This window comes from Arthrobacter sp. NtRootA1, assembly GCF_019976975.1.
Taxonomy (GTDB): domain Bacteria; phylum Actinomycetota; class Actinomycetes; order Actinomycetales; family Micrococcaceae; genus Arthrobacter; species Arthrobacter aromaticivorans.
On sequence record NZ_AP024630.1, the window covers coordinates 4803988 to 4824969 of the forward strand.

Here is a 20982-nt window from a genome sequence, read left to right on the forward strand (position 1 = left end):
AGGTCACGCCGACGCCCTCATGCACGGCTATCGCTGCCGCGGCAGGTAACGTAAAGGGCGTGCAGTTGAGTCAAGCGATAGTCAGGACCGCAGCCGGATGGCTGCTCGGTCTGATGCTTGCTGCCGCCGGAGCCATCGTCTGCATCAACCTGGTGAGCTCCTCCGTGGCCAGTCCGCAACAGCCTGTCCGGGAGTATTTGGATGCCTTACAAAAGGGCGAAGGCGAGCAAGCCCTGGGTCTGTTGCGAGCAAAAGTTCCCAGTGCGAATGCCGCCATGCTCGACGGCACGGCCCTTCAAACAGCCGCCTCAAAACTGTCCGACATCAAACTCGGAAACGCCGAGTCCAGGGGCAGCAACCGTGTTGCCGTGCCCATGGACTACACGTTGGACGGTAACCGGCTCCATACCGAATTCCTGATGGAGCGCACCGGGACCCAATGGTTGTTCTTCGGCAAATGGGCTTTCGTTCCCACCACGCTGCCCACCATTGAAGTCACCGTGGTCAACTCCAGCGAAGCAGCGCTCAACGGCGTCCCCGTGAACATGCCAAATGGCCACAACACCTTTGCCGTGTTCTATCCCGGCAAATACGAAGCCACCCTCAACGGCACATACTTCGAGGCTCCTCCTACCTCGGCCCTCGTTTCAACCCGGGACGGCGGCCAGGCCCCGCTGAACCTGCAGACGCGGTCAACCAAGGCCTTGAACGAAGCCGTCGCCGGCAAAGTCCGGGAATTCCTGGACACCTGTGCCGCCCAGGCCACCGAACAACAGCGCCTCCAACCTGATTGCCCGTTCTACCACGTCAGCAATGCGCGCGTCGTGGACGGAACCATCAAGTGGGAAATTACCGAGTACCCCAAGATCACCATCGAGCCCTTCGGCGGCAAATGGGTCGTTGCCCCGCTCAACGGCAAGGCAAGGGTTTCCGCCCGCGAGATCAATTTGTTCACCGGCTTGGTCAACGACCTCAACGTGGAGCACGATTTCAGCTTCACCACCCAACTGGACACGGACAACAACACGGTGACCGTCACACCCATGCTGACTTTCTAGGCCCCGCCGCACTGGCCCACCTTTCATCACCTGAGGCTCGCAGTCTGTGCTCGCGCCGGCCCCGAGCTGCCCAAAACTGGGCTGGTTACACCAAGCGGCCCCGACGAAGGACCTCACGTACGTGACGCAGCATCGCATCCGGCGTGTGGACCACATCGTCGTAGAAGAACCTCAGCACGAGCAAGCCCTGGCGGATCGCCTCGTTGTCCCTCCGACGATCCTTCTTGAACTGACGCGGATTCAGATGGAACGCCAGCCCGTCGATTTCGATAATGAGGAAGCCCTCAAGGAGGAAGTCCACAGTTCCTACGCCGTCGATCCAGACCTGGGTCTCGGTCCGGATCCCCACATCCCTGAACAAGACACGCGCCAAGGTCTCGATCAAGGAACCCGCCCCACGATCAACTTTTGAAAGGACTTCACGGGCCCGCCCGCCCCGGTTGCCCACCAGGTGCCGCCGCAGGTATTCCACCGTGATGTCGCCGCGGATGAAGGCACTTTCGACCATCACCAGTGATTCCAACGCGGGCAGGCAAAGCAGCGCGTGCAACAGGACATCCGGCAGTGCAACGAACGGTTCGCGCCGCGGCTGGGACAGGGGCAGGCGGTGGCTGACGCATCCGGTCGCCCGCCGGCCGTTGCTTTGCCAATAGTGGGGCTCGGTTGGTTGGTGAAGCAGCCATAGGCCATAACGGCCTGCGGCAGACGCGCACGTCAGTAGCGATCTCGCTTTGACTGCCGCGACAAACTCCGGATCCGCACCAGGAAGGCCCAGCACTCCCCGCTCTACGCGCTCAATACAGCCTGCCCGCAGCGCCGCCCGAATCGCGGACTCACTGACGCCGCGGGAGTGCACCTGCCTGTTCAAGGCGACGCCGCCCAGCTGTCGGAGTACCAGTTCTGCATCCATCCACACAGCCTCCCGCCAAGGCTAGGAAGGCCGGCAGTCCCAAACCGGCGTATGTGGAGAAGTGGGCGCGGCAAACTGGCCCGGTTACGGAGAAGGGTGGGGGCATGAAGAAGCCCGGGTCCTCCCTCTCAAGAGTCAAACCCGGGCCAGTTCAGCAGGCTTTAGTCCATGCCACGGAGGTCGAGCACCAGCTCTGATTCACCGTCGGCCTGCAAAATAACCGGGATGCCCCAATCCTGCTGGTACAGGTGGCAGGCTGCGTGGTCCGGAATCTCTCCGTCCTCGGTTTCAGGTCCGTCACAGGCGGCCGCACGGGCAGTGATGTGAAGGATGCCCTCGGGCACGTCGGGCGACAATTCGATGGTCCGCAACAGACCCACCGATGTCCCGCCTCCGGAGACCAGCAGTTCCGGAGGAGTGGAAGAGACCTTCATCTGCGTGGGGTCGCCCCAGCGGTCATCAAGCTTCTGCCCGGTGGGGGCCTTGAAGCGAACGGCCAGCTCCAGGGTTCCAGGTGTCACGGGGCTCTTGGGACGGTGCGTCTGGGACGCACCCTCATCCACCTGCTGGGCTTCCTTGGGGATCGGCACCAAAACCAGTTGATGCTTGTTTGACTCAACCACCACCAGTAGCGGATCACTATTGCTGTGGTTAACCACGACGACGTCACTCGGCTCAGCCAGGCCACGCGCCAACGTTGACACTGTCTTCGTCGCGGGATCGTACCGGCGAACGGCACCGTTGTAGGTATCGGCGATCGCTACGGAACCATCCGGCAGTACCGTGACCCCCAAGGGGTGCTGCAGGCGTGCCTCACTGGCGTCGCCATCACGGAATCCGAAGTCGAACAGACCTTGGCCGACGGCTGTCTCCACCGTCACGCCGGTTTCATCAAGCACCAAACGTCGCAGAGAGGAAGTCTCCGAGTCGGCCACCCAGATGTTGTCATCGGCATCAATGGCCAGGCCGGACGACTGGGCGAACCAAGCGTCCTCCGCTACGCCGTCCAACAGTCCTTCCAGGCCCGAGCCCGCCAGGATGGAAACCTGGTTGGTTACGGGATCGAACGCAAAGATCTGGTGCGTTCCCGCCATTGCGATCACGACTCGCTGCAGCTTCGCGCTCCACACCACATCCCACGGCGAGGACAAGGAAACCCCGGTCCCGAGGCCAAGCACCCCGACGTCGATTGCGTCGGCAGCAAAGTCAGCCGGACCGCCGTCGTGGTGCTCGGACCAGGCGCCCGCGCCCGTCTCGGTGACACGGGCAGGACCGGCGTCGAGCAAGCGCTGCACACCGTTGCCGGCAACAGTCCGGACATGCCCTGAACTCAACGTCACCCCGCGAAGGCGGTGGTTCACGGTGTCCGCGACCACGGCGTCATAACCGAGCGTAGAAGCGAGCGCGGAGGGAAGAACAGCTATACCTTGCGGCTCGTTGAACTCGGCGGTGTCCGCTTGGCCGTCCGCGTACCCCTTGGTCCCGGAGCCAATAACCCGCTCAACGGTTTTCAGGTCCGGGTGGAGCTCCACCAGGCGGTGGTGCCCGGAGTCGACGACGAGGTAATTGCCGTTGGCCAACTGCGTCGTCTTGCCTGGGAAGCGCAAAGTGCCCGACGTCGGCACAGGAGCAACGTACGGACCGTTGCCCCGGTGGAGGGTCCCCTTTGCTTCGTGCTCAGCAACAAGTTCCTCAAGCAGCACGGCGAGGCCATCTGCGTGGCCTTCACCGGAAAGATGCGCCACGATGTAACCCTCCGGATCAACAACCACCAGCGTGGGCCAGGCACGGGCTGTGTACGCCTTCCACGTGGCCAGCTCAGGGTCGTCCAGAACCGGATGATGGATCTCGTAACGCTCCACGGCAGCAGCAAGGGCAACAGGATCGGCTTCGTGCTCGAACTTGGGCGAATGCACGCCGACTGTCACCAGGACATCAGAGTACTTTTCCTCAAGGGGCCGGAGTTCGTCGAGCACATGCAGGCAGTTGATGCAGCAGAAGGTCCAGAAGTCCAGCAGCACAATTTTGCCGCGCAGGGATTCCAGGTCTAGGGACTTACCGCCCGTATTGAGCCAGCCGCGGCCCTCCAGTTCGGAGGCCCGGACCCGGAGTTGGGTGCGTACGGTTTCGCTCATCAGCGTCCTTCCAGCTTCGTGTTTCGTTCAGTCTTGCTGCTTGCTTCGCCAACGCTTCCCCTTGCGTGGCCTGTTGACGCGCTGTCCCCAGGAGCGGCGCCATCGGTCGCTTCAGTCGTTTGAGTAGTCATGGCCGTCGGGTTGGCTGAGGCCGGGCGGCCGGCCAACTTGGCATCGCGGTCAGCGAGCCGGGCAAACATATCGTTATAAGCACTGAGATCGGCGTCGTTATTCCTGTCGGCCGCACGGTCCACCCGTCGGGTCTCCCGCTCGTCCGAGCGTGACCACATGACGGCTACGCCAATTGCCACCAACAAGGTGGGAACTTCACCAATGCCCCAAGCCACGGCACCACCCATTTGCTGGTCTGCAATGGCCGAGGCACCCCAGGTCCGGCCCAGGTTGCCGAAGTAGTCAGCAGCCAGCAGGCCAGTGCCGCCCATAATGGCCACGCCAAAGAACGCGTGGAACCCCATGGTTGCGAGGAGGAGCAGCAGGCGCATGGGATACGGCGCACGTCGCGGCAGTGGATCACTGCCGATCATGCTGAGCACAAAAATGTAGCCCGTCAGCAGGAAGTGCACATTCATCAGCTCATGGCCTACGTGCTCCCGCATCGCCAGGCCGAAAAGGTCCGAGTAGTAGAACAGCACGATGGATCCCGCGAAGTTCGCAGCGGCGAACAGCGGATGAGTCACCACCTGCGAGAACCGGGAGTGGACGAACAGGAGCAGCCACTCCCGAAGACCCCGCGAACCGTGCGCGCCTTCACCCCGGGAAGGGAGTGCACGCAGCGCGAGGGTCACCGGCGAACCCAACACCAGGAAGATCGGTGCCACCATGGTCAGGGCCATGTGATCCACCATGTGGGCAGAAAACAGTACGCGGCCATAGACAGCTGGCGGACCAGACGTGATGTAGGTGAGAATCACCAGTCCAATCATCCAGGTCACTGTCTTGAACCAGGACCAGCTATCCCCGCGCTTGCGGATCTTGATGATCCCGAGGATGTAGGACACGGCGCCGAATAAGGCCACTCCCACCCACAGCCAGTCAAAACGCCATTCCGTAAGCCAGCGCTCGGGGGTAAGTTCCGGCGGAAGTTCATAGCCGGACAGGATGAAGGCCGGCGAGGCGTCCGGTGCGTACGTGGTGGGCTGCGGCGGGGCCGAGCGCCCCAGCGCGACGGCGAGGCCCGACGTCGCGCCCATCACCAGCAGCTCAACCAGAACCAGCTGCCACAGCACCCGGCGGGCAGACATCGAACCGCTCTTTCCCAGCTGAGGTATGACCCATTGACGATGCATGAAGCCGATGCCACCCAGCACCAGGGTGGCAAGTGCCTTGGCAAGGATGATTTGCCCATAGGCAGAGCCAAACAGATCGCCCAGGTTCGTCACGCGGATGGCTGCATTTATCACACCGGACGCAAACACCAGAACGAAAGCAAAGCCTGCCAGGGCCGAGAACCTTCGGAGAGTCGGTTCGGTGATGTCGCTCGTCCCAGACTTCCTGGAACCAGCGAGCAATCCGGAAAGGACTGCGAGCATGATGATGCCTCCCACCCACACGGAGACTCCAACCAGGTGAAGGCCCAGCGAGTTGATGGCGCCTTCGTGATCACTGGAGCTGGAGGAGTGACCGATCAGTGCGGTCGGAATCAGCCCGATCAGGGCAAGCAGGAGCGTAAAGGCGAGGCCAGTCAGCGATCGGACGCCGAAGAGCGCGGTGGTGACAACCGCAGCAATGATGGTGATGGACAGCCAGGCCTTGCCCGTATCTATGTCCGTCATGAAGTACACCAGCGAGCGGGTGAATTCAGCGTCCCCGGAAAGTCCCTGACCCGCGACATCCGCGTAGGTCAATACCAGGACAGCTACGGCGGACAGCGTCCAAGCGGCACCTGCCGCCGCGGCAACGGCAAGGGCGCGTGCAAAAGCTGGATGCTCCGGAGCCTCCAGATCCTTTTCACGGGATCGCGACCCTCTGAGGTTCTTGGGCAGGATTCCGACCGCGAAGATGAGGCCACCAATAACTGTCGCTATGGAAGCGTTGTGGACGGCTTTCGCCACCGGCAAGCCCCATCGAACCAGCGCACCGGGGTCCGAAACCTGGCGGGCAGCAGAAGCACCGGAGAAGACGAGGGCAGCAGCCAAAGTCAGGAAGAGCACCGCCAGTCCAGCAAGCTGCCATGGGACGGAAATGCCCGTGACGGCATTGCCGCCCCGCGCTCCCGGCTTGGGAACAGGCGATGGGGCAGTTGCGGAGCTTCTTGCTGATGGCACCTATCCATTGTCCGTTACGTGCGGCTGCGCTGCGAATCGGGAACCATTTGGGGAGGAGAAGTGGGCACCGGCAAGCGGATGCCGCCTTGGTGTGCGGGACAAGTGATTGCTTAACGGCAAAAGGGACGGCAACCAGTTGGTTGCCGTCCCTTTCAGGCGTTCGCCGAAGTTGGAATTACTTCTTCTTGGCGACAGCAGCCTTCAGCTTGGAGCCTGCGGTCAGCTTAACGCTGTGGCCAGCGGCGATCTGGATGGTTTCGCCCGTCTGCGGGTTGCGGCCGGTGCGTGCTGCACGGTCGGTACGCTCAACTGCGAGCCAGCCCGGGATGGTGATCTTCTCGCCAGCGGCAACAGAAGTCTCGAAAACTTCGAACAGTGCATCGAGCACGGAGTTGACGGCTGCCTGGCTCGTGCCAGCCTTGCCTGCTACCTCTGCAACGAGTTCACTACGGTTCTTAGCCATTTACGTCCTCCTGGACTAATACGTTTTTTGAGCTTTCAAGCGGAATGCGAGCAAGCCACTGCTCGAAAACTTACCAGCTTGCACCGACTTGGCCAGCAAATTCCGCGTGTTTCCGCGCTTTTTTGACCAAAATCACCGGTTTTTCAGGGTTTTTGGGGGTGTGGACCGCACATGGCGTACCCTACGGCGTTGAACGGGCCACCAGCCAGCGTAAGAAATCACGACGCCGACAGCCACCGCCGGGAGTTGCACGCGGCTAGCCATCGCGGCTTCAGAGCATCCAACCGACGTGGATCAGAAGAGAATACGCTGATACAGGAAGTGGTCCTGCCATTCGCCTGCTATGTGGAGATACGACCGCGCCATTCCGAGCCGCTCGAAGCCGGATCGTTTGAGGACTGCCTGCGAGGCTAAGTTATGCAGCAGGGTTGCCGCTTGGATACGGTGGAGTCCCAGATCTTCGCTGGCCATGGAGAGAACCGCCTCTACCGAAGAAGTGGCAATGCCCTTGCCGGCGAACGCTTGGTCGACCCAGTAACCCAGGTTGGCGTTCATGAATGGTCCACGGACTATGCCCGTCAAAGTAATCATGCCAACGACATCCCCGTCATGGAGAACTACCCACGGAACTTCCGTGCCTGCGGCATACTGGCTCAGTTTGCTCCGAACAACGGCCTCTTGCCCTGCCCTGGTATAGAACGCCTCGCTGCGCAGTGGTTCCCATGGGGCGAGGTACTCAGCGTTCCGGGTATAGGCGGCCGCCAAGGGCTCGACGTCGGACAGGGACAAAGTCCGAAGGTGGACTCTTCCATTCGCGGCGTTCCCAGATGGGGCATCCAAAGTTCGGGTCAGGGTCATCATGCGACTCTAGCTCTTTGATTGCCCGTTAAAGTGGGGAAGCCCCGACCGTGGTGGTCGGGGCTTCCCGTTAATTGTTGTCCGGCGGTGTCCTACTCTCCCACACCCTCCCGGGTGCAGTACCATCGGCGCTGTGGGTCTTAGCTTCCGGGTTCGGAATGGGACCGGGCGTTTCCCCCACGCTATGACCGCCGTAACCTTGTTACCCGACCCCGCCTGTGCCGGTTTGTGGTTCCGGTTGGGGGTGGGAAGTCTGTGTGGTTACAACTGTGTGGTGTTGTTATTCAGTTGTTGGTTCCTGGAACGGTTGTTGTTCGGGAACCACATAGTGGACGCGTGCAGTGTTGTGTGTGGTGTAAGTTGTTGGCCTATTAGTACCGGTCAGCTTCACGAGTCTTTGGTCCTCGCTTCCACATCCGGCCTATCAACCCAGTGGTCTGGCTGGGGGCCTCTCACACAAATTGTGTATGGAAATCTCATCTTGAAGCGAGCTTCCCGCTTAGATGCTTTCAGCGGTTATCCCATCCGAACGTAGCTAATCAGCGGTGCACTTGGCAGTACAACTGACACACCAGAGGTTCGTCCGTCCCGGTCCTCTCGTACTAAGGACAGCCCTTCTCAAATTTCCTGCGCGCGCAGCGGATAGGGACCGAACTGTCTCACGACGTTCTAAACCCAGCTCGCGTACCGCTTTAATGGGCGAACAGCCCAACCCTTGGGACCTACTCCAGCCCCAGGATGCGACGAGCCGACATCGAGGTGCCAAACCATGCCGTCGATATGGACTCTTGGGCAAGATCAGCCTGTTATCCCCGAGGTACCTTTTATCCGTTGAGCGACGGCCATTCCACAATGTACCGCCGGATCACTAGTCCCGACTTTCGTCCCTGCTTGAGATGTCTCTCTCACAGTCAAGCTCCCTTGTGCACTTACACTCGACACCTGATTGCCAACCAGGCTGAGGGAACCTTTGGGCGCCTCCGTTACTTTTTAGGAGGCAACCGCCCCAGTTAAACTACCCATCAGGCACTGTCCCTGACCCGGATCACGGGCCGAAGTTAGATGTCCAAAGTGACCAGAGTGGTATTTCAACGATGACTCCACCCGAACTGGCGTCCGGGTTTCAACGTCTCCCACCTATCCTACACAAGCCACTCCGAACACCAATACCAAACTATAGTAAAGGTCTCGGGGTCTTTCCGTCCTGCTGCGCGTAACGAGCATCTTTACTCGTACTGCAATTTCGCCGAGTTTATGGTTGAGACAGCGGGGAAGTCGTTACTCCATTCGTGCAGGTCGGAACTTACCCGACAAGGAATTTCGCTACCTTAGGATGGTTATAGTTACCACCGCCGTTTACTGGGGCTTAAATTCTCAGCTTCGCCCGCAAGGGGCTAACCGGTCCTCTTAACCTTCCAGCACCGGGCAGGAGTCAGTCCGTATACATCGTCTTGCGACTTCGCACGGACCTGTGTTTTTAGTAAACAGTCGCTTCCCCCTGGTCTCTGCGGCCCACACCCGCTCACGGAGAGCACGTCTCCATCACGGGGCAGGCCCCCCTTCTCCCGAAGTTACGGGGGCATTTTGCCGAGTTCCTTAACCATAATTCTCTCGATCGCCTTGGTATTCTCTACCTGATCACCTGTGTCGGTTTGGGGTACGGGCGGCTAAAACCTCGCGTCGATGCTTTTCTTGGCAGCATAGGATCACCGGATCCCCCCAAACGGGAGTCCCATCAGATCTCAGGATCGTGCTCGAAGCACACAGGAACGGATTTGCCTATCCCTGACCCTACATCCTTGGACCGGGGCAACCATCGCCCGGCCCGGCTACCTTCCTGCGTCACACCTGTTAATACGCTTACCTCCCGGGATCAGGTCCCGCGCTCGGCCAAAACCCACACACCACAAGGGTGGGCGGGCAGGCTCCGGGCGGTTAGTATCCCCCGCTTGGCATGGGCGGTTTTTCGCCGGTACGGGAATATCAACCCGTTGTCCATCGACTACGCCTGTCGGCCTCGCCTTAGGTCCCGACTTACCCAGGGCAGATTAGCTTGACCCTGGAACCCTTGATCATTCGGCGGACGGGTTTCTCACCCGTCTTTCGCTACTCATGCCTGCATTCTCACTCGTGTAGGCTCCACCGCTGGTTTCCACCGCGACTTCACTGCCCACACGACGCTCCCCTACCACTCCACACCCCTGAACCACGAAGGCTAGGGTACCGTGTGAAATCCACAACTTCGGCGGTGTACTTGAGCCCCGCTACATTGTCGGCGCGGAATCACTTGACCAGTGAGCTATTACGCACTCTTTCAAGGATGGCTGCTTCTAAGCCAACCTCCTGGTTGTCTTCGCAACTCCACATCCTTTCCCACTTAGCACACGCTTAGGGGCCTTAGTTGGTGGTCTGGGCTGTTTCCCTCTCGACTATGAAGCTTATCCCCCACAGTCTCACTGCTGCGCTCTCACTTACCGGCATTCGGAGTTTGGCTGACGTCAGTAACCTTGTAGGGCCCATCGGCCATCCAGTAGCTCTACCTCCGGCAAGAAACACGCAACGCTGCACCTAAATGCATTTCGGGGAGAACCAGCTATCACGGAGTTTGATTGGCCTTTCACCCCTACCCACAGCTCATCCCCTCCATTTTCAACTGAAGTGGGTTCGGTCCTCCACGACGTCTTACCGTCGCTTCAACCTGGCCATGGGTAGATCACTCCGCTTCGGGTCTAGATCACGCCACTACACTCGCCCTGTTCAGACTCGCTTTCGCTACGGCTACCCCACACGGGTTAACCTCGCGACGTAACACTAACTCGCAGGCTCATTCTTCAAAAGGCACGCCGTCACCAGAATCAGACTGGCTCCGACGGATTGTAAGCACACGGTTTCAGGTACTGTTTCACTCCCCTCCCGGGGTACTTTTCACCTTTCCCTCACGGTACTGGTCCGCTATCGGTCATTAGGAAGTATTTAGGCTTATCAGGTGGTCCTGACAGATTCGCACGGGATTTCTCGGGCCCCGTGCTACTTGGGATCCTCTCCAGGCGGCACACAACATTACGGTTACGGGGCTCACACCCTCTCTGGCCGGCCTTTCAAGACCGTTCACCTATGCCTGCACTACACACCCCACCGGTCCGGCAGAACCAGTACGGAAAGTCCCACAACCCCGCCCATGCAACGCCCGCCGGCTATCACACATGAAACGGTTTAGCCTGATCCGCGTTCGCTCGCCACTACTAACGGAATCACTCTTGTTTTCTCTTCCTGCGGGTACTGAGATGTTTCACTTCCCCGCGTTCCCCCCACGCACCCTATGTGTTCAGATGCGGGTCACACAATCACCCTGCGGCGTTGTGCGGGGTTTCCCCATTCGGACATCCTGGGATCAACGCTCGGTTATCAACTCCCCCAGGCTTATCGCAGATTCCTACGTCCTTCTTCGGCTCCTAATGCCAAGGCATCCACCGTGTGCCCTTAAAAACTTGACCACACACAAACCAAACATACGTTCAGTCATGCATCATCTATTCGAGAGAACCATGACCACAAGGGCCAGGTTCATTCATAAGAAATTGCTGTAAGAACACACACAAATGCGTGTGTGTCCTAGATGCTCGCGTCCACTATGTAGTTCTCAAACAACAACCCCGTCAACCACCCCCACCACCACAACCCACACCCAAAGGCGGGGCCGACCACGGCAGTGAAAGGACAGAAGCAGGAACAAAAGAAACACCAGAAAGTGCCCCCATGCATTGCTGCAAAAAGGTCCTGTTGCCTCAGGACCCAACAGTGCGCCAAACACAACCCCCTACAACCACGCCCCGGCACGTTCCCAACACCACCACACCCCCACAAGAGGACGCAGCAGCACCGTACTAACACCAGGACACAACCAGCAAGGCCATGCCAAAAAACATTTGATTTGTTGATATTCCACCCATGAGCACCCACCGCAGAACAAACGCCTGCGCAATGGGCAACACTGACAACCACCACCACCCCATGCAGGGCAACAGCAAGTTGTTAGCAGCTCCTTAGAAAGGAGGTGATCCAGCCGCACCTTCCGGTACGGCTACCTTGTTACGACTTAGTCCCAATCGCCGGTCCCACCTTCGACGGCTCCCCCCACAAGGGTTAGGCCACCGGCTTCGGGTGTTACCAACTTTCGTGACTTGACGGGCGGTGTGTACAAGGCCCGGGAACGTATTCACCGCAGCGTTGCTGATCTGCGATTACTAGCGACTCCGACTTCATGGGGTCGAGTTGCAGACCCCAATCCGAACTGAGACCGGCTTTTTGGGATTAGCTCCACCTCACAGTATCGCAACCCTTTGTACCGGCCATTGTAGCATGCGTGAAGCCCAAGACATAAGGGGCATGATGATTTGACGTCGTCCCCACCTTCCTCCGAGTTGACCCCGGCAGTCTCCTATGAGTCCCCGGCCGAACCGCTGGCAACATAGAACGAGGGTTGCGCTCGTTGCGGGACTTAACCCAACATCTCACGACACGAGCTGACGACAACCATGCACCACCTGTAAACCGACCGCAAGCGGGGCACCTGTTTCCAGGTCTTTCCGGTTCATGTCAAGCCTTGGTAAGGTTCTTCGCGTTGCATCGAATTAATCCGCATGCTCCGCCGCTTGTGCGGGCCCCCGTCAATTCCTTTGAGTTTTAGCCTTGCGGCCGTACTCCCCAGGCGGGGCACTTAATGCGTTAGCTACGGCGCGGAAAACGTGGAATGTCCCCCACACCTAGTGCCCAACGTTTACGGCATGGACTACCAGGGTATCTAATCCTGTTCGCTCCCCATGCTTTCGCTCCTCAGCGTCAGTTACAGCCCAGAGACCTGCCTTCGCCATCGGTGTTCCTCCTGATATCTGCGCATTTCACCGCTACACCAGGAATTCCAGTCTCCCCTACTGCACTCTAGTCTGCCCGTACCCACTGCAGAACCGGAGTTGAGCCCCGGTCTTTCACAGCAGACGCGACAAACCGCCTACGAGCTCTTTACGCCCAATAATTCCGGATAACGCTTGCGCCCTACGTATTACCGCGGCTGCTGGCACGTAGTTAGCCGGCGCTTCTTCTGCAGGTACCGTCACTTTCGCTTCTTCCCTACTGAAAGAGGTTTACAACCCGAAGGCCGTCATCCCTCACGCGGCGTCGCTGCATCAGGCTTTCGCCCATTGTGCAATATTCCCCACTGCTGCCTCCCGTAGGAGTCTGGGCCGTGTCTCAGTCCCAGTGTGGCCGGTCACCCTCTCAGGCCGGCTACCCGTCGTCGCCTTGGTAGGCCATTACCCCACCAACAAGCTGATAGGCCGCGAGTCCATCCAAAACCACAAAAGCTTTCCACCACCATGACATGCGCCAGATGGTCATATCCGGTATTAGACCCAGTTTCCCAGGCTTATCCCAGAGTCAAGGGCAGGTTACTCACGTGTTACTCACCCGTTCGCCACTAATCCCCCCAGCAAGCTAGGGATCATCGTTCGACTTGCATGTGTTAAGCACGCCGCCAGCGTTCATCCTGAGCCAGGATCAAACTCTCCGTTGAAAACAAAAAATCAAACAGACACAACCACACCCACCGGAAATAACGGCAAGAACGCGGCTGCACAAAATTCGAAACCAGCTGAAAACCAGACCACCACACACGGGGGTGCGCAACGGCCCGGCCATAATTTCAACCAATCAAAAAACAATCGGCATCAACAAACTTGGCACACTATTGAGTTCTCAAACAACAGACCCCCCAAAACATCACCCCGCACAGCGCACCACAAAAGCAGCACACCCAACAAGGCCATTGGAAAAGAAGAGTTATTTTTGGCCGCCTACCGAACCGTACACACCTTCCGGCTTTCCGTTTCGCACCCGGCGACTCAGAAAACAATACACGCCCCACACCCCCAACGCAAATCCACCCCCACACCACCCAACACACCCCCAAAAACCCCCGCCAGCCCGCCGTCGAACATTCGTTCAGAGGCGCGGCAATAGGCCAGTTACGATTCGCCTTCAGTCAAGAAAGTCAAGCATTCCGAAGTGGCGATGCAGACCATCGTCGAGGAATCGCATGATCGATGCGATCTTGTCGCCAGTCTGAGTTGGCTCAATCACCAAGAGTCCCCGGGCCCGGCTCTGCAGATAACAGACGAACGCCGGCCTGCCACCGGCAGTGACAGCAACCAGGGCGTAATTGCCGCCAGGCCTGCCGGCCGCACTGGCTCGGAGGAAATTCCCGACGGCGTGCTGGCCCACGTAAAGTTCGTTGGCCGGGGGCATGGCAAGCCAGCATTGATCGGTGAGGAGCTCAAGGACGGAATCGACGTCGTCTCGCGAGAAAGCATCCGCAAACTTACGGGCTAAATCGTGGTGGTGTGCTCCGGTCGCAATTGGCCCTGGAGAAGGCCTGACGGAGCGGGCTCGCTGAAGAAGACCCTTAGCCGCCGTCGGGCCTACCGCGAGCATCTCAGCAGCTTCAGCAACGGTGAAATCCAACACATCGCAGAGGATCAACACTGCAGCCTGGCGCGGCGGCATCCGTTGAAGCGCAACGACAAACGCGAGCTCGACGCTTTCGCGGGCAACCGCCTGCACAGCAGGATCAAGCTCGTCGACCAATACATCGGGGTAAGGCTGCAAATGCGGTTGATCGAATCGGTCGTTCGGAGTTGGCGGCTCGAAGGGAGGTACGGGAGCAGAGCGAGGTCGGCGACTTTGTTCCCTTAGAGCATTGAGCGAGCGAGTAGTGGCAATCCGATAGAGCCAGGTCCGCAAGGACGATCGGCCGGCAAACCCAGGCAACCCTTTCCATGCCGCCAGCAAAACCTCCTGCAGAACGTCATCTGCATCATCCACAGATCCTGTAATTCTGTAGCAATGCAGATGAAGCTCCCGGCGAAAGGGTGCTACGAGCGAGGCAAAAGCCTCCTCATCGCCGGACCGGGCGGCCTCCAACTCGGCTGATGTCACGGTTCAATCTTGGCACGGACCCTTGAAGGCGTTCCGATCTGCTGCGAAGTGGTGTCTAAACAGGAGTATCCGCCTACGAAAGGAACCAGACCATGTCTGAAAAGCAAGCCAAAGCCGTCGAGATCGCAGTCGCCTACCACCGGGCCTGGACAACCGGCAACCTGGACTCAGCCATCAAGCACTTAGCCGAGGATGTCACCTGCCATGCACCGTCCGGCACCATGAACGGTAGTGCCGCTGTCAGGGCCTTCATGGAGCCCTTCGCTGCTACGCTCACAAAATCTGCACTTCTTGCGGCTTACGGGTCCGACGACGAAGCGATACTCATGTACGACACAGCCAATCGGGCAGTTCCGAGCGCACCGGGCGCGGAACTGTATCGCATTCACAACGATCAGATCGCCGAGATCCACATCATCTTCGATCGTCTGCCTTTCGCCTTGGCACGTGGCGACGTCGTGGGGACCTGAGCACCTGATGTGGTTGTTAGCAGTGGTTAAAGTGGGGAAGCCCCGACCGTGGTGGTCGGGGCTTCCCGTTAATTGTTGTCCGGCGGTGTCCTACTCTCCCACACCCTCCCGGGTGCAGTACCATCGGCGCTGTGGGTCTTAGCTTCCGGGTTCGGAATGGGACCGGGCGTTTCCCCCACGCTATGACCGCCGTAACCTTGTTACCCGACCCCGCCTGTGCCGGTTTGTGGTTCCGGTTGGGGGTGGGAAGTCTGTGTGGTTACAACTGTGTGGTGTTGTTATTCAGTTGTTGGTTCCTGGAACGGTTGTTGTTCGGGAACCACATAGTGGACGCGTGCAGTGTTGTGTGTGGTGTAAGTTGTTGGCCTATTAGTACCGGTCAGCTTCACGAGTCTTTGGTCCTCGCTTCCACATCCGGCCTATCAACCCAGTGGTCTGGCTGGGGGCCTCTCACACAAATTGTGTATGGAAATCTCATCTTGAAGCGAGCTTCCCGCTTAGATGCTTTCAGCGGTTATCCCATCCGAACGTAGCTAATCAGCGGTGCACTTGGCAGTACAACTGACACACCAGAGGTTCGTCCGTCCCGGTCCTCTCGTACTAAGGACAGCCCTTCTCAAATTTCCTGCGCGCGCAGCGGATAGGGACCGAACTGTCTCACGACGTTCTAAACCCAGCTCGCGTACCGCTTTAATGGGCGAACAGCCCAACCCTTGGGACCTACTCCAGCCCCAGGATGCGACGAGCCGACATCGAGGTGCCAAACCATGCCGTCGATATGGACTCTTGGGCAAGATCAGCCTGTTATCCCCGAGGTACCTTTTATCCGTTGAGCGACGGCCATTCCACAATGTACCGCCGGATCACTAGTCCCGACTTTCGTCCCTGCTTGAGATGTCTCTCTCACAGTCAAGCTCCCTTGTGCACTTACACTCGACACCTGATTGCCAACCAGGCTGAGGGAACCTTTGGGCGCCTCCGTTACTTTTTAGGAGGCAACCGCCCCAGTTAAACTACCCATCAGGCACTGTCCCTGACCCGGATCACGGGCCGAAGTTAGATGTCCAAAGTGACCAGAGTGGTATTTCAACGATGACTCCACCCGAACTGGCGTCCGGGTTTCAACGTCTCCCACCTATCCTACACAAGCCACTCCGAACACCAATACCAAACTATAGTAAAGGTCTCGGGGTCTTTCCGTCCTGCTGCGCGTAACGAGCATCTTTACTCGTACTGCAATTTCGCCGAGTTTATGGTTGAGACAGCGGGGAAGTCGTTACTCCATTCGTGCAGGTCGGAACTTACCCGACAAGGAATTTCGCTACCTTAGGATGGTTATAGTTACCACCGCCGTTTACTGGGGCTTAAATTCTCAGCTTCGCCCGCAAGGGGCTAACCGGTCCTCTTAACCTTCCAGCACCGGGCAGGAGTCAGTCCGTATACATCGTCTTGCGACTTCGCACGGACCTGTGTTTTTAGTAAACAGTCGCTTCCCCCTGGTCTCTGCGGCCCACACCCGCTCACGGAGAGCACGTCTCCATCACGGGGCAGGCCCCCCTTCTCCCGAAGTTACGGGGGCATTTTGCCGAGTTCCTTAACCATAATTCTCTCGATCGCCTTGGTATTCTCTACCTGATCACCTGTGTCGGTTTGGGGTACGGGCGGCTAAAACCTCGCGTCGATGCTTTTCTTGGCAGCATAGGATCACCGGATCCCCCCAAACGGGAGTCCCATCAGATCTCAGGATCGTGCTCGAAGCACACAGGAACGGATTTGCCTATCCCTGACCCTACATCCTTGGACCGGGGCAACCATCGCCCGGCCCGGCTACCTTCCTGCGTCACACCTGTTAATACGCTTACCTCCCGGGATCAGGTCCCGCGCTCGGCCAAAACCCACACACCACAAGGGTGGGCGGGCAGGCTCCGGGCGGTTAGTATCCCCCGCTTGGCATGGGCGGTTTTTCGCCGGTACGGGAATATCAACCCGTTGTCCATCGACTACGCCTGTCGGCCTCGCCTTAGGTCCCGACTTACCCAGGGCAGATTAGCTTGACCCTGGAACCCTTGATCATTCGGCGGACGGGTTTCTCACCCGTCTTTCGCTACTCATGCCTGCATTCTCACTCGTGTAGGCTCCACCGCTGGTTTCCACCGCGACTTCACTGCCCACACGACGCTCCCCTACCACTCCACACCCCTGAACCACGAAGGCTAGGGTACCGTGTGAAATCCACAACTTCGGCGGTGTACTTGAGCCCCGCTACATTGTCGGCGCGGAATCACTTGACCAGTGAGCTATTACGCACTCTTTCAAGGATGGCTGCTTCTAAGCCAACCTCCTGGTTGTCTTCGCAACTCCACATCCTTTCCCACTTAGCACACGCTTAGGGGCCTTAGTTGGTGGTCTGGGCTGTTTCCCTCTCGACTATGAAGCTTATCCCCCACAGTCTCACTGCTGCGCTCTCACTTACCGGCATTCGGAGTTTGGCTGACGTCAGTAACCTTGTAGGGCCCATCGGCCATCCAGTAGCTCTACCTCCGGCAAGAAACACGCAACGCTGCACCTAAATGCATTTCGGGGAGAACCAGCTATCACGGAGTTTGATTGGCCTTTCACCCCTACCCACAGCTCATCCCCTCCATTTTCAACTGAAGTGGGTTCGGTCCTCCACGACGTCTTACCGTCGCTTCAACCTGGCCATGGGTAGATCACTCCGCTTCGGGTCTAGATCACGCCACTACACTCGCCCTGTTCAGACTCGCTTTCGCTACGGCTACCCCACACGGGTTAACCTCGCGACGTAACACTAACTCGCAGGCTCATTCTTCAAAAGGCACGCCGTCACCAGAATCAGACTGGCTCCGACGGATTGTAAGCACACGGTTTCAGGTACTGTTTCACTCCCCTCCCGGGGTACTTTTCACCTTTCCCTCACGGTACTGGTCCGCTATCGGTCATTAGGAAGTATTTAGGCTTATCAGGTGGTCCTGACAGATTCGCACGGGATTTCTCGGGCCCCGTGCTACTTGGGATCCTCTCCAGGCGGCACACAACATTACGGTTACGGGGCTCACACCCTCTCTGGCCGGCCTTTCAAGACCGTTCACCTATGCCTGCACTACACACCCCACCGGTCCGGCAGAACCAGTACGGAAAGTCCCACAACCCCGCCCATGCAACGCCCGCCGGCTATCACACATGAAACGGTTTAGCCTGATCCGCGTTCGCTCGCCACTACTAACGGAATCACTCTTGTTTTCTCTTCCTGCGGGTACTGAGATGTTTCACTTCCCCGCGTTCCCCCCACGCACCCTATGTGTTCAGATGCGGGTCACACAATCACCCTGCGGCGTTGTGCGGGGTTTCCCCATTCGGACATCCTGGGATCAACGCTCGGTTATCAACTCCCCCAGGCTTATCGCAGATTCCTACGTCCTTCTTCGGCTCCTAATGCCAAGGCATCCACCGTGTGCCCTTAAAAACTTGACCACACACAAACCAAACATACGTTCAGTCATGCATCATCTATTCGAGAGAACCATGACCACAAGGGCCAGGTTCATTCATAAGAAATTGCTGTAAGAACACACACAAATGCGTGTGTGTCCTAGATGCTCGCGTCCACTATGTAGTTCTCAAACAACAACCCCGTCAACCACCCCCACCACCACAACCCACACCCAAAGGCGGGGCCGACCACGGCAGTGAAAGGACAGAAGCAGGAACAAAAGAAACACCAGAAAGTGCCCCCATGCATTGCTGCAAAAAGGTCCTGTTGCCTCAGGACCCAACAGTGCGCCAAACACAACCCCCTACAACCACGCCCCGGCACGTTCCCAACACCACCACACCCCCACAAGAGGACGCAGCAGCACCGTACTAACACCAGGACACAACCAGCAAGGCCATGCCAAAAAACATTTGATTTGTTGATATTCCACCCATGAGCACCCACCGCAGAACAAACGCCTGCGCAATGGGCAACACTGACAACCACCACCACCCCATGCAGGGCAACAGCAAGTTGTTAGCAGCTCCTTAGAAAGGAGGTGATCCAGCCGCACCTTCCGGTACGGCTACCTTGTTACGACTTAGTCCCAATCGCCGGTCCCACCTTCGACGGCTCCCCCCACAAGGGTTAGGCCACCGGCTTCGGGTGTTACCAACTTTCGTGACTTGACGGGCGGTGTGTACAAGGCCCGGGAACGTATTCACCGCAGCGTTGCTGATCTGCGATTACTAGCGACTCCGACTTCATGGGGTCGAGTTGCAGACCCCAATCCGAACTGAGACCGGCTTTTTGGGATTAGCTCCACCTCACAGTATCGCAACCCTTTGTACCGGCCATTGTAGCATGCGTGAAGCCCAAGACATAAGGGGCATGATGATTTGACGTCGTCCCCACCTTCCTCCGAGTTGACCCCGGCAGTCTCCTATGAGTCCCCGGCCGAACCGCTGGCAACATAGAACGAGGGTTGCGCTCGTTGCGGGACTTAACCCAACATCTCACGACACGAGCTGACGACAACCATGCACCACCTGTAAACCGACCGCAAGCGGGGCACCTGTTTCCAGGTCTTTCCGGTTCATGTCAAGCCTTGGTAAGGTTCTTCGCGTTGCATCGAATTAATCCGCATGCTCCGCCGCTTGTGCGGGCCCCCGTCAATTCCTTTGAGTTTTAGCCTTGCGGCCGTACTCCCCAGGCGGGGCACTTAATGCGTTAGCTACGGCGCGGAAAACGTGGAATGTCCCCCACACCTAGTGCCCAACGTTTACGGCATGGACTACCAGGGTATCTAATCCTGTTCGCTCCCCATGCTTTCGCTCCTCAGCGTCAGTTACAGCCCAGAGACCTGCCTTCGCCATCGGTGTTCCTCCTGATATCTGCGCATTTCACCGCTACACCAGGAATTCCAGTCTCCCCTACTGCACTCTAGTCTGCCCGTACCCACTGCAGAACCGGAGTTGAGCCCCGGTCTTTCACAGCAGACGCGACAAACCGCCTACGAGCTCTTTACGCCCAATAATTCCGGATAACGCTTGCGCCCTACGTATTACCGCGGCTGCTGGCACGTAGTTAGCCGGCGCTTCTTCTGCAGGTACCGTCACTTTCGCTTCTTCCCTACTGAAAGAGGTTTACAACCCGAAGGCCGTCATCCCTCACGCGGCGTCGCTGCATCAGGCTTTCGCCCATTGTGCAATATTCCCCACTGCTGCCTCCCGTAGGAGTCTGGGCCGTGTCTCAGTCCCAGTGTGGCCGGTCACCCTCTCAGGCCGGCTACCCGTCGTCGCCTTGGTAGGCCATTACCCCACCAACAAGCTGATAGGCCGCGAGTCCATCCAAAACCACAAAAGCTTTCCACCACCATGACATGCGCCAGATGGTCATATCCGGTATTAGACCCAGTTTCCCAGGCTTATCCCAGAGTCAAGGGCAGGTTACTCACGTGTTACTCACCCGTTCGCCACTAATCCCCCCAGCAAGCTAGGGATCATCGTTCGACTTGCATGTGTTAAGCACGCCGCCAGCGTTCATCCTGAGCCAGGATCAAACTCTCCGTTGAAAACAAAAAATCAAACAGACACAACCACACCCACCGGAAATAACGGCAAGAACGCGGCTGCACAAAATTCGAAACCAGCTGAAAACCAGACCACCACACACGGGGGTGCGCAGCAACCTGGCCATAATTTCAACCAATCAAAAAACAATCGGCATCAACAAACTTGGCACACTATTGAGTTCTCAAACAACAGGTCACTATTCCAGAGCAGTACCAACCAAAACCCAAAGGGCCTCAGAATCGCTC

8 protein-coding genes and 6 rRNA genes are annotated in these 20982 nt (G+C 58.2%); 2 read left to right on the forward strand and 12 right to left on the reverse strand.

The annotated features are described in order from the left end of the window. Positions 1 to 29: 29 nt before the first annotated feature. Positions 30 to 1058, forward strand: a complete 1029-nt coding sequence (locus tag LDN90_RS21890) for a hypothetical protein (protein ID WP_216927175.1) — start codon at positions 30 to 32, stop codon at positions 1056 to 1058. A gap of 85 nt (positions 1059 to 1143) precedes the next feature. Here the strand turns inward: LDN90_RS21890 and LDN90_RS21895 are convergent, their stop codons facing one another. From LDN90_RS21895 to LDN90_RS21935, 9 genes are all read right to left on the reverse strand, one after another. Then, a complete protein-coding gene (locus tag LDN90_RS21895) occupies positions 1144 to 1968 on the reverse strand; it encodes a DUF559 domain-containing protein (protein WP_223947115.1) in 825 nt (274 codons plus the stop codon). 161 nt (positions 1969 to 2129) lie between these two features. Further along, positions 2130 to 4103, reverse strand: coding sequence for an NHL domain-containing thioredoxin family protein (locus tag LDN90_RS21900; RefSeq protein ID WP_223947116.1), 1974 nt, complete (start codon positions 4101 to 4103; stop codon positions 2130 to 2132). Beyond that, positions 4103 to 6307 (reverse strand): cytochrome c oxidase assembly protein, encoded by a 2205-nt coding sequence (locus LDN90_RS21905; RefSeq protein ID WP_223949359.1) that lies wholly within the window; start codon positions 6305 to 6307, stop codon positions 4103 to 4105. Before LDN90_RS21905 ends, LDN90_RS21900 begins: the two co-directional genes overlap by 1 nt. A gap of 256 nt (positions 6308 to 6563) precedes the next feature. Beyond that, a complete protein-coding gene (locus tag LDN90_RS21910) occupies positions 6564 to 6851 on the reverse strand; it encodes an HU family DNA-binding protein (RefSeq protein WP_011776355.1) in 288 nt (95 codons plus the stop codon). A 294-nt stretch (positions 6852 to 7145) separates the two neighbouring features. Further along, positions 7146 to 7712 (reverse strand): GNAT family protein, encoded by a 567-nt coding sequence (locus LDN90_RS21915; protein WP_346346997.1) that lies wholly within the window; start codon positions 7710 to 7712, stop codon positions 7146 to 7148. A 76-nt stretch (positions 7713 to 7788) separates the two neighbouring features. Beyond that, positions 7789 to 7905 (reverse strand): 5S ribosomal RNA (gene rrf / locus LDN90_RS21920). 154 nt (positions 7906 to 8059) lie between these two features. Continuing rightward, a 23S ribosomal RNA gene (locus tag LDN90_RS21925) occupies positions 8060 to 11203 on the reverse strand. A gap of 553 nt (positions 11204 to 11756) precedes the next feature. Continuing rightward, a 16S ribosomal RNA gene (locus LDN90_RS21930) occupies positions 11757 to 13278 on the reverse strand. Positions 13279 to 13742: 464 nt separating this feature from the next. Next, positions 13743 to 14699 (reverse strand): RNA polymerase subunit sigma-70, encoded by a 957-nt coding sequence (locus tag LDN90_RS21935; protein WP_223947117.1) that lies wholly within the window; start codon positions 14697 to 14699, stop codon positions 13743 to 13745. Positions 14700 to 14791: 92 nt separating this feature from the next. On the opposite strand from LDN90_RS21935, the gene LDN90_RS21940 reads away from it, so the two are divergent. Next, positions 14792 to 15169: a nuclear transport factor 2 family protein gene (locus tag LDN90_RS21940; protein WP_216927800.1), complete on the forward strand. Its 378-nt coding sequence runs from the start codon at positions 14792 to 14794 to the stop codon at positions 15167 to 15169. Between the two features lie 77 nt (positions 15170 to 15246). On the opposite strand, the gene rrf (LDN90_RS21945) is transcribed toward LDN90_RS21940, so the two are convergent. The 3 genes from rrf (LDN90_RS21945) to LDN90_RS21955 all read right to left on the reverse strand — a co-directional run bounded on the left by rrf (LDN90_RS21945) (position 15247) and on the right by LDN90_RS21955 (position 20736). Next, positions 15247 to 15363: ribosomal RNA gene (gene rrf / locus LDN90_RS21945) — 5S ribosomal RNA — on the reverse strand. A 154-nt stretch (positions 15364 to 15517) separates the two neighbouring features. Next, a 23S ribosomal RNA gene (locus LDN90_RS21950) occupies positions 15518 to 18661 on the reverse strand. A gap of 553 nt (positions 18662 to 19214) precedes the next feature. Continuing rightward, positions 19215 to 20736 (reverse strand): 16S ribosomal RNA (locus tag LDN90_RS21955). The 16S, 23S and 5S rRNA genes sit together here, the layout of an rRNA operon. Between the last annotated feature and the right edge of the window lie 246 nt (positions 20737 to 20982).

What these genes read in the sequence shown, in the direction of transcription:
- LDN90_RS21895 (WP_223947115.1), bottom strand. Translation starts at nt 1,968, where the DNA reads ATGGATGCAGAACTGGTACTCCGACAGCTGGGCGGCGTCGCCTTGAAC.
- LDN90_RS21900 (WP_223947116.1), bottom strand. Translation starts at nt 4,103, where the DNA reads ATGAGCGAAACCGTACGCACCCAACTCCGGGTCCGGGCCTCCGAACTG.
- LDN90_RS21910 (WP_011776355.1), bottom strand. Translation starts at nt 6,851, where the DNA reads ATGGCTAAGAACCGTAGTGAACTCGTTGCAGAGGTAGCAGGCAAGGCT.
- LDN90_RS21915 (WP_346346997.1), bottom strand. Translation starts at nt 7,712, where the DNA reads ATGATGACCCTGACCCGAACTTTGGATGCCCCATCTGGGAACGCCGCG.
- LDN90_RS21940 (WP_216927800.1), top strand. Translation starts at nt 14,792, where the DNA reads ATGTCTGAAAAGCAAGCCAAAGCCGTCGAGATCGCAGTCGCCTACCAC.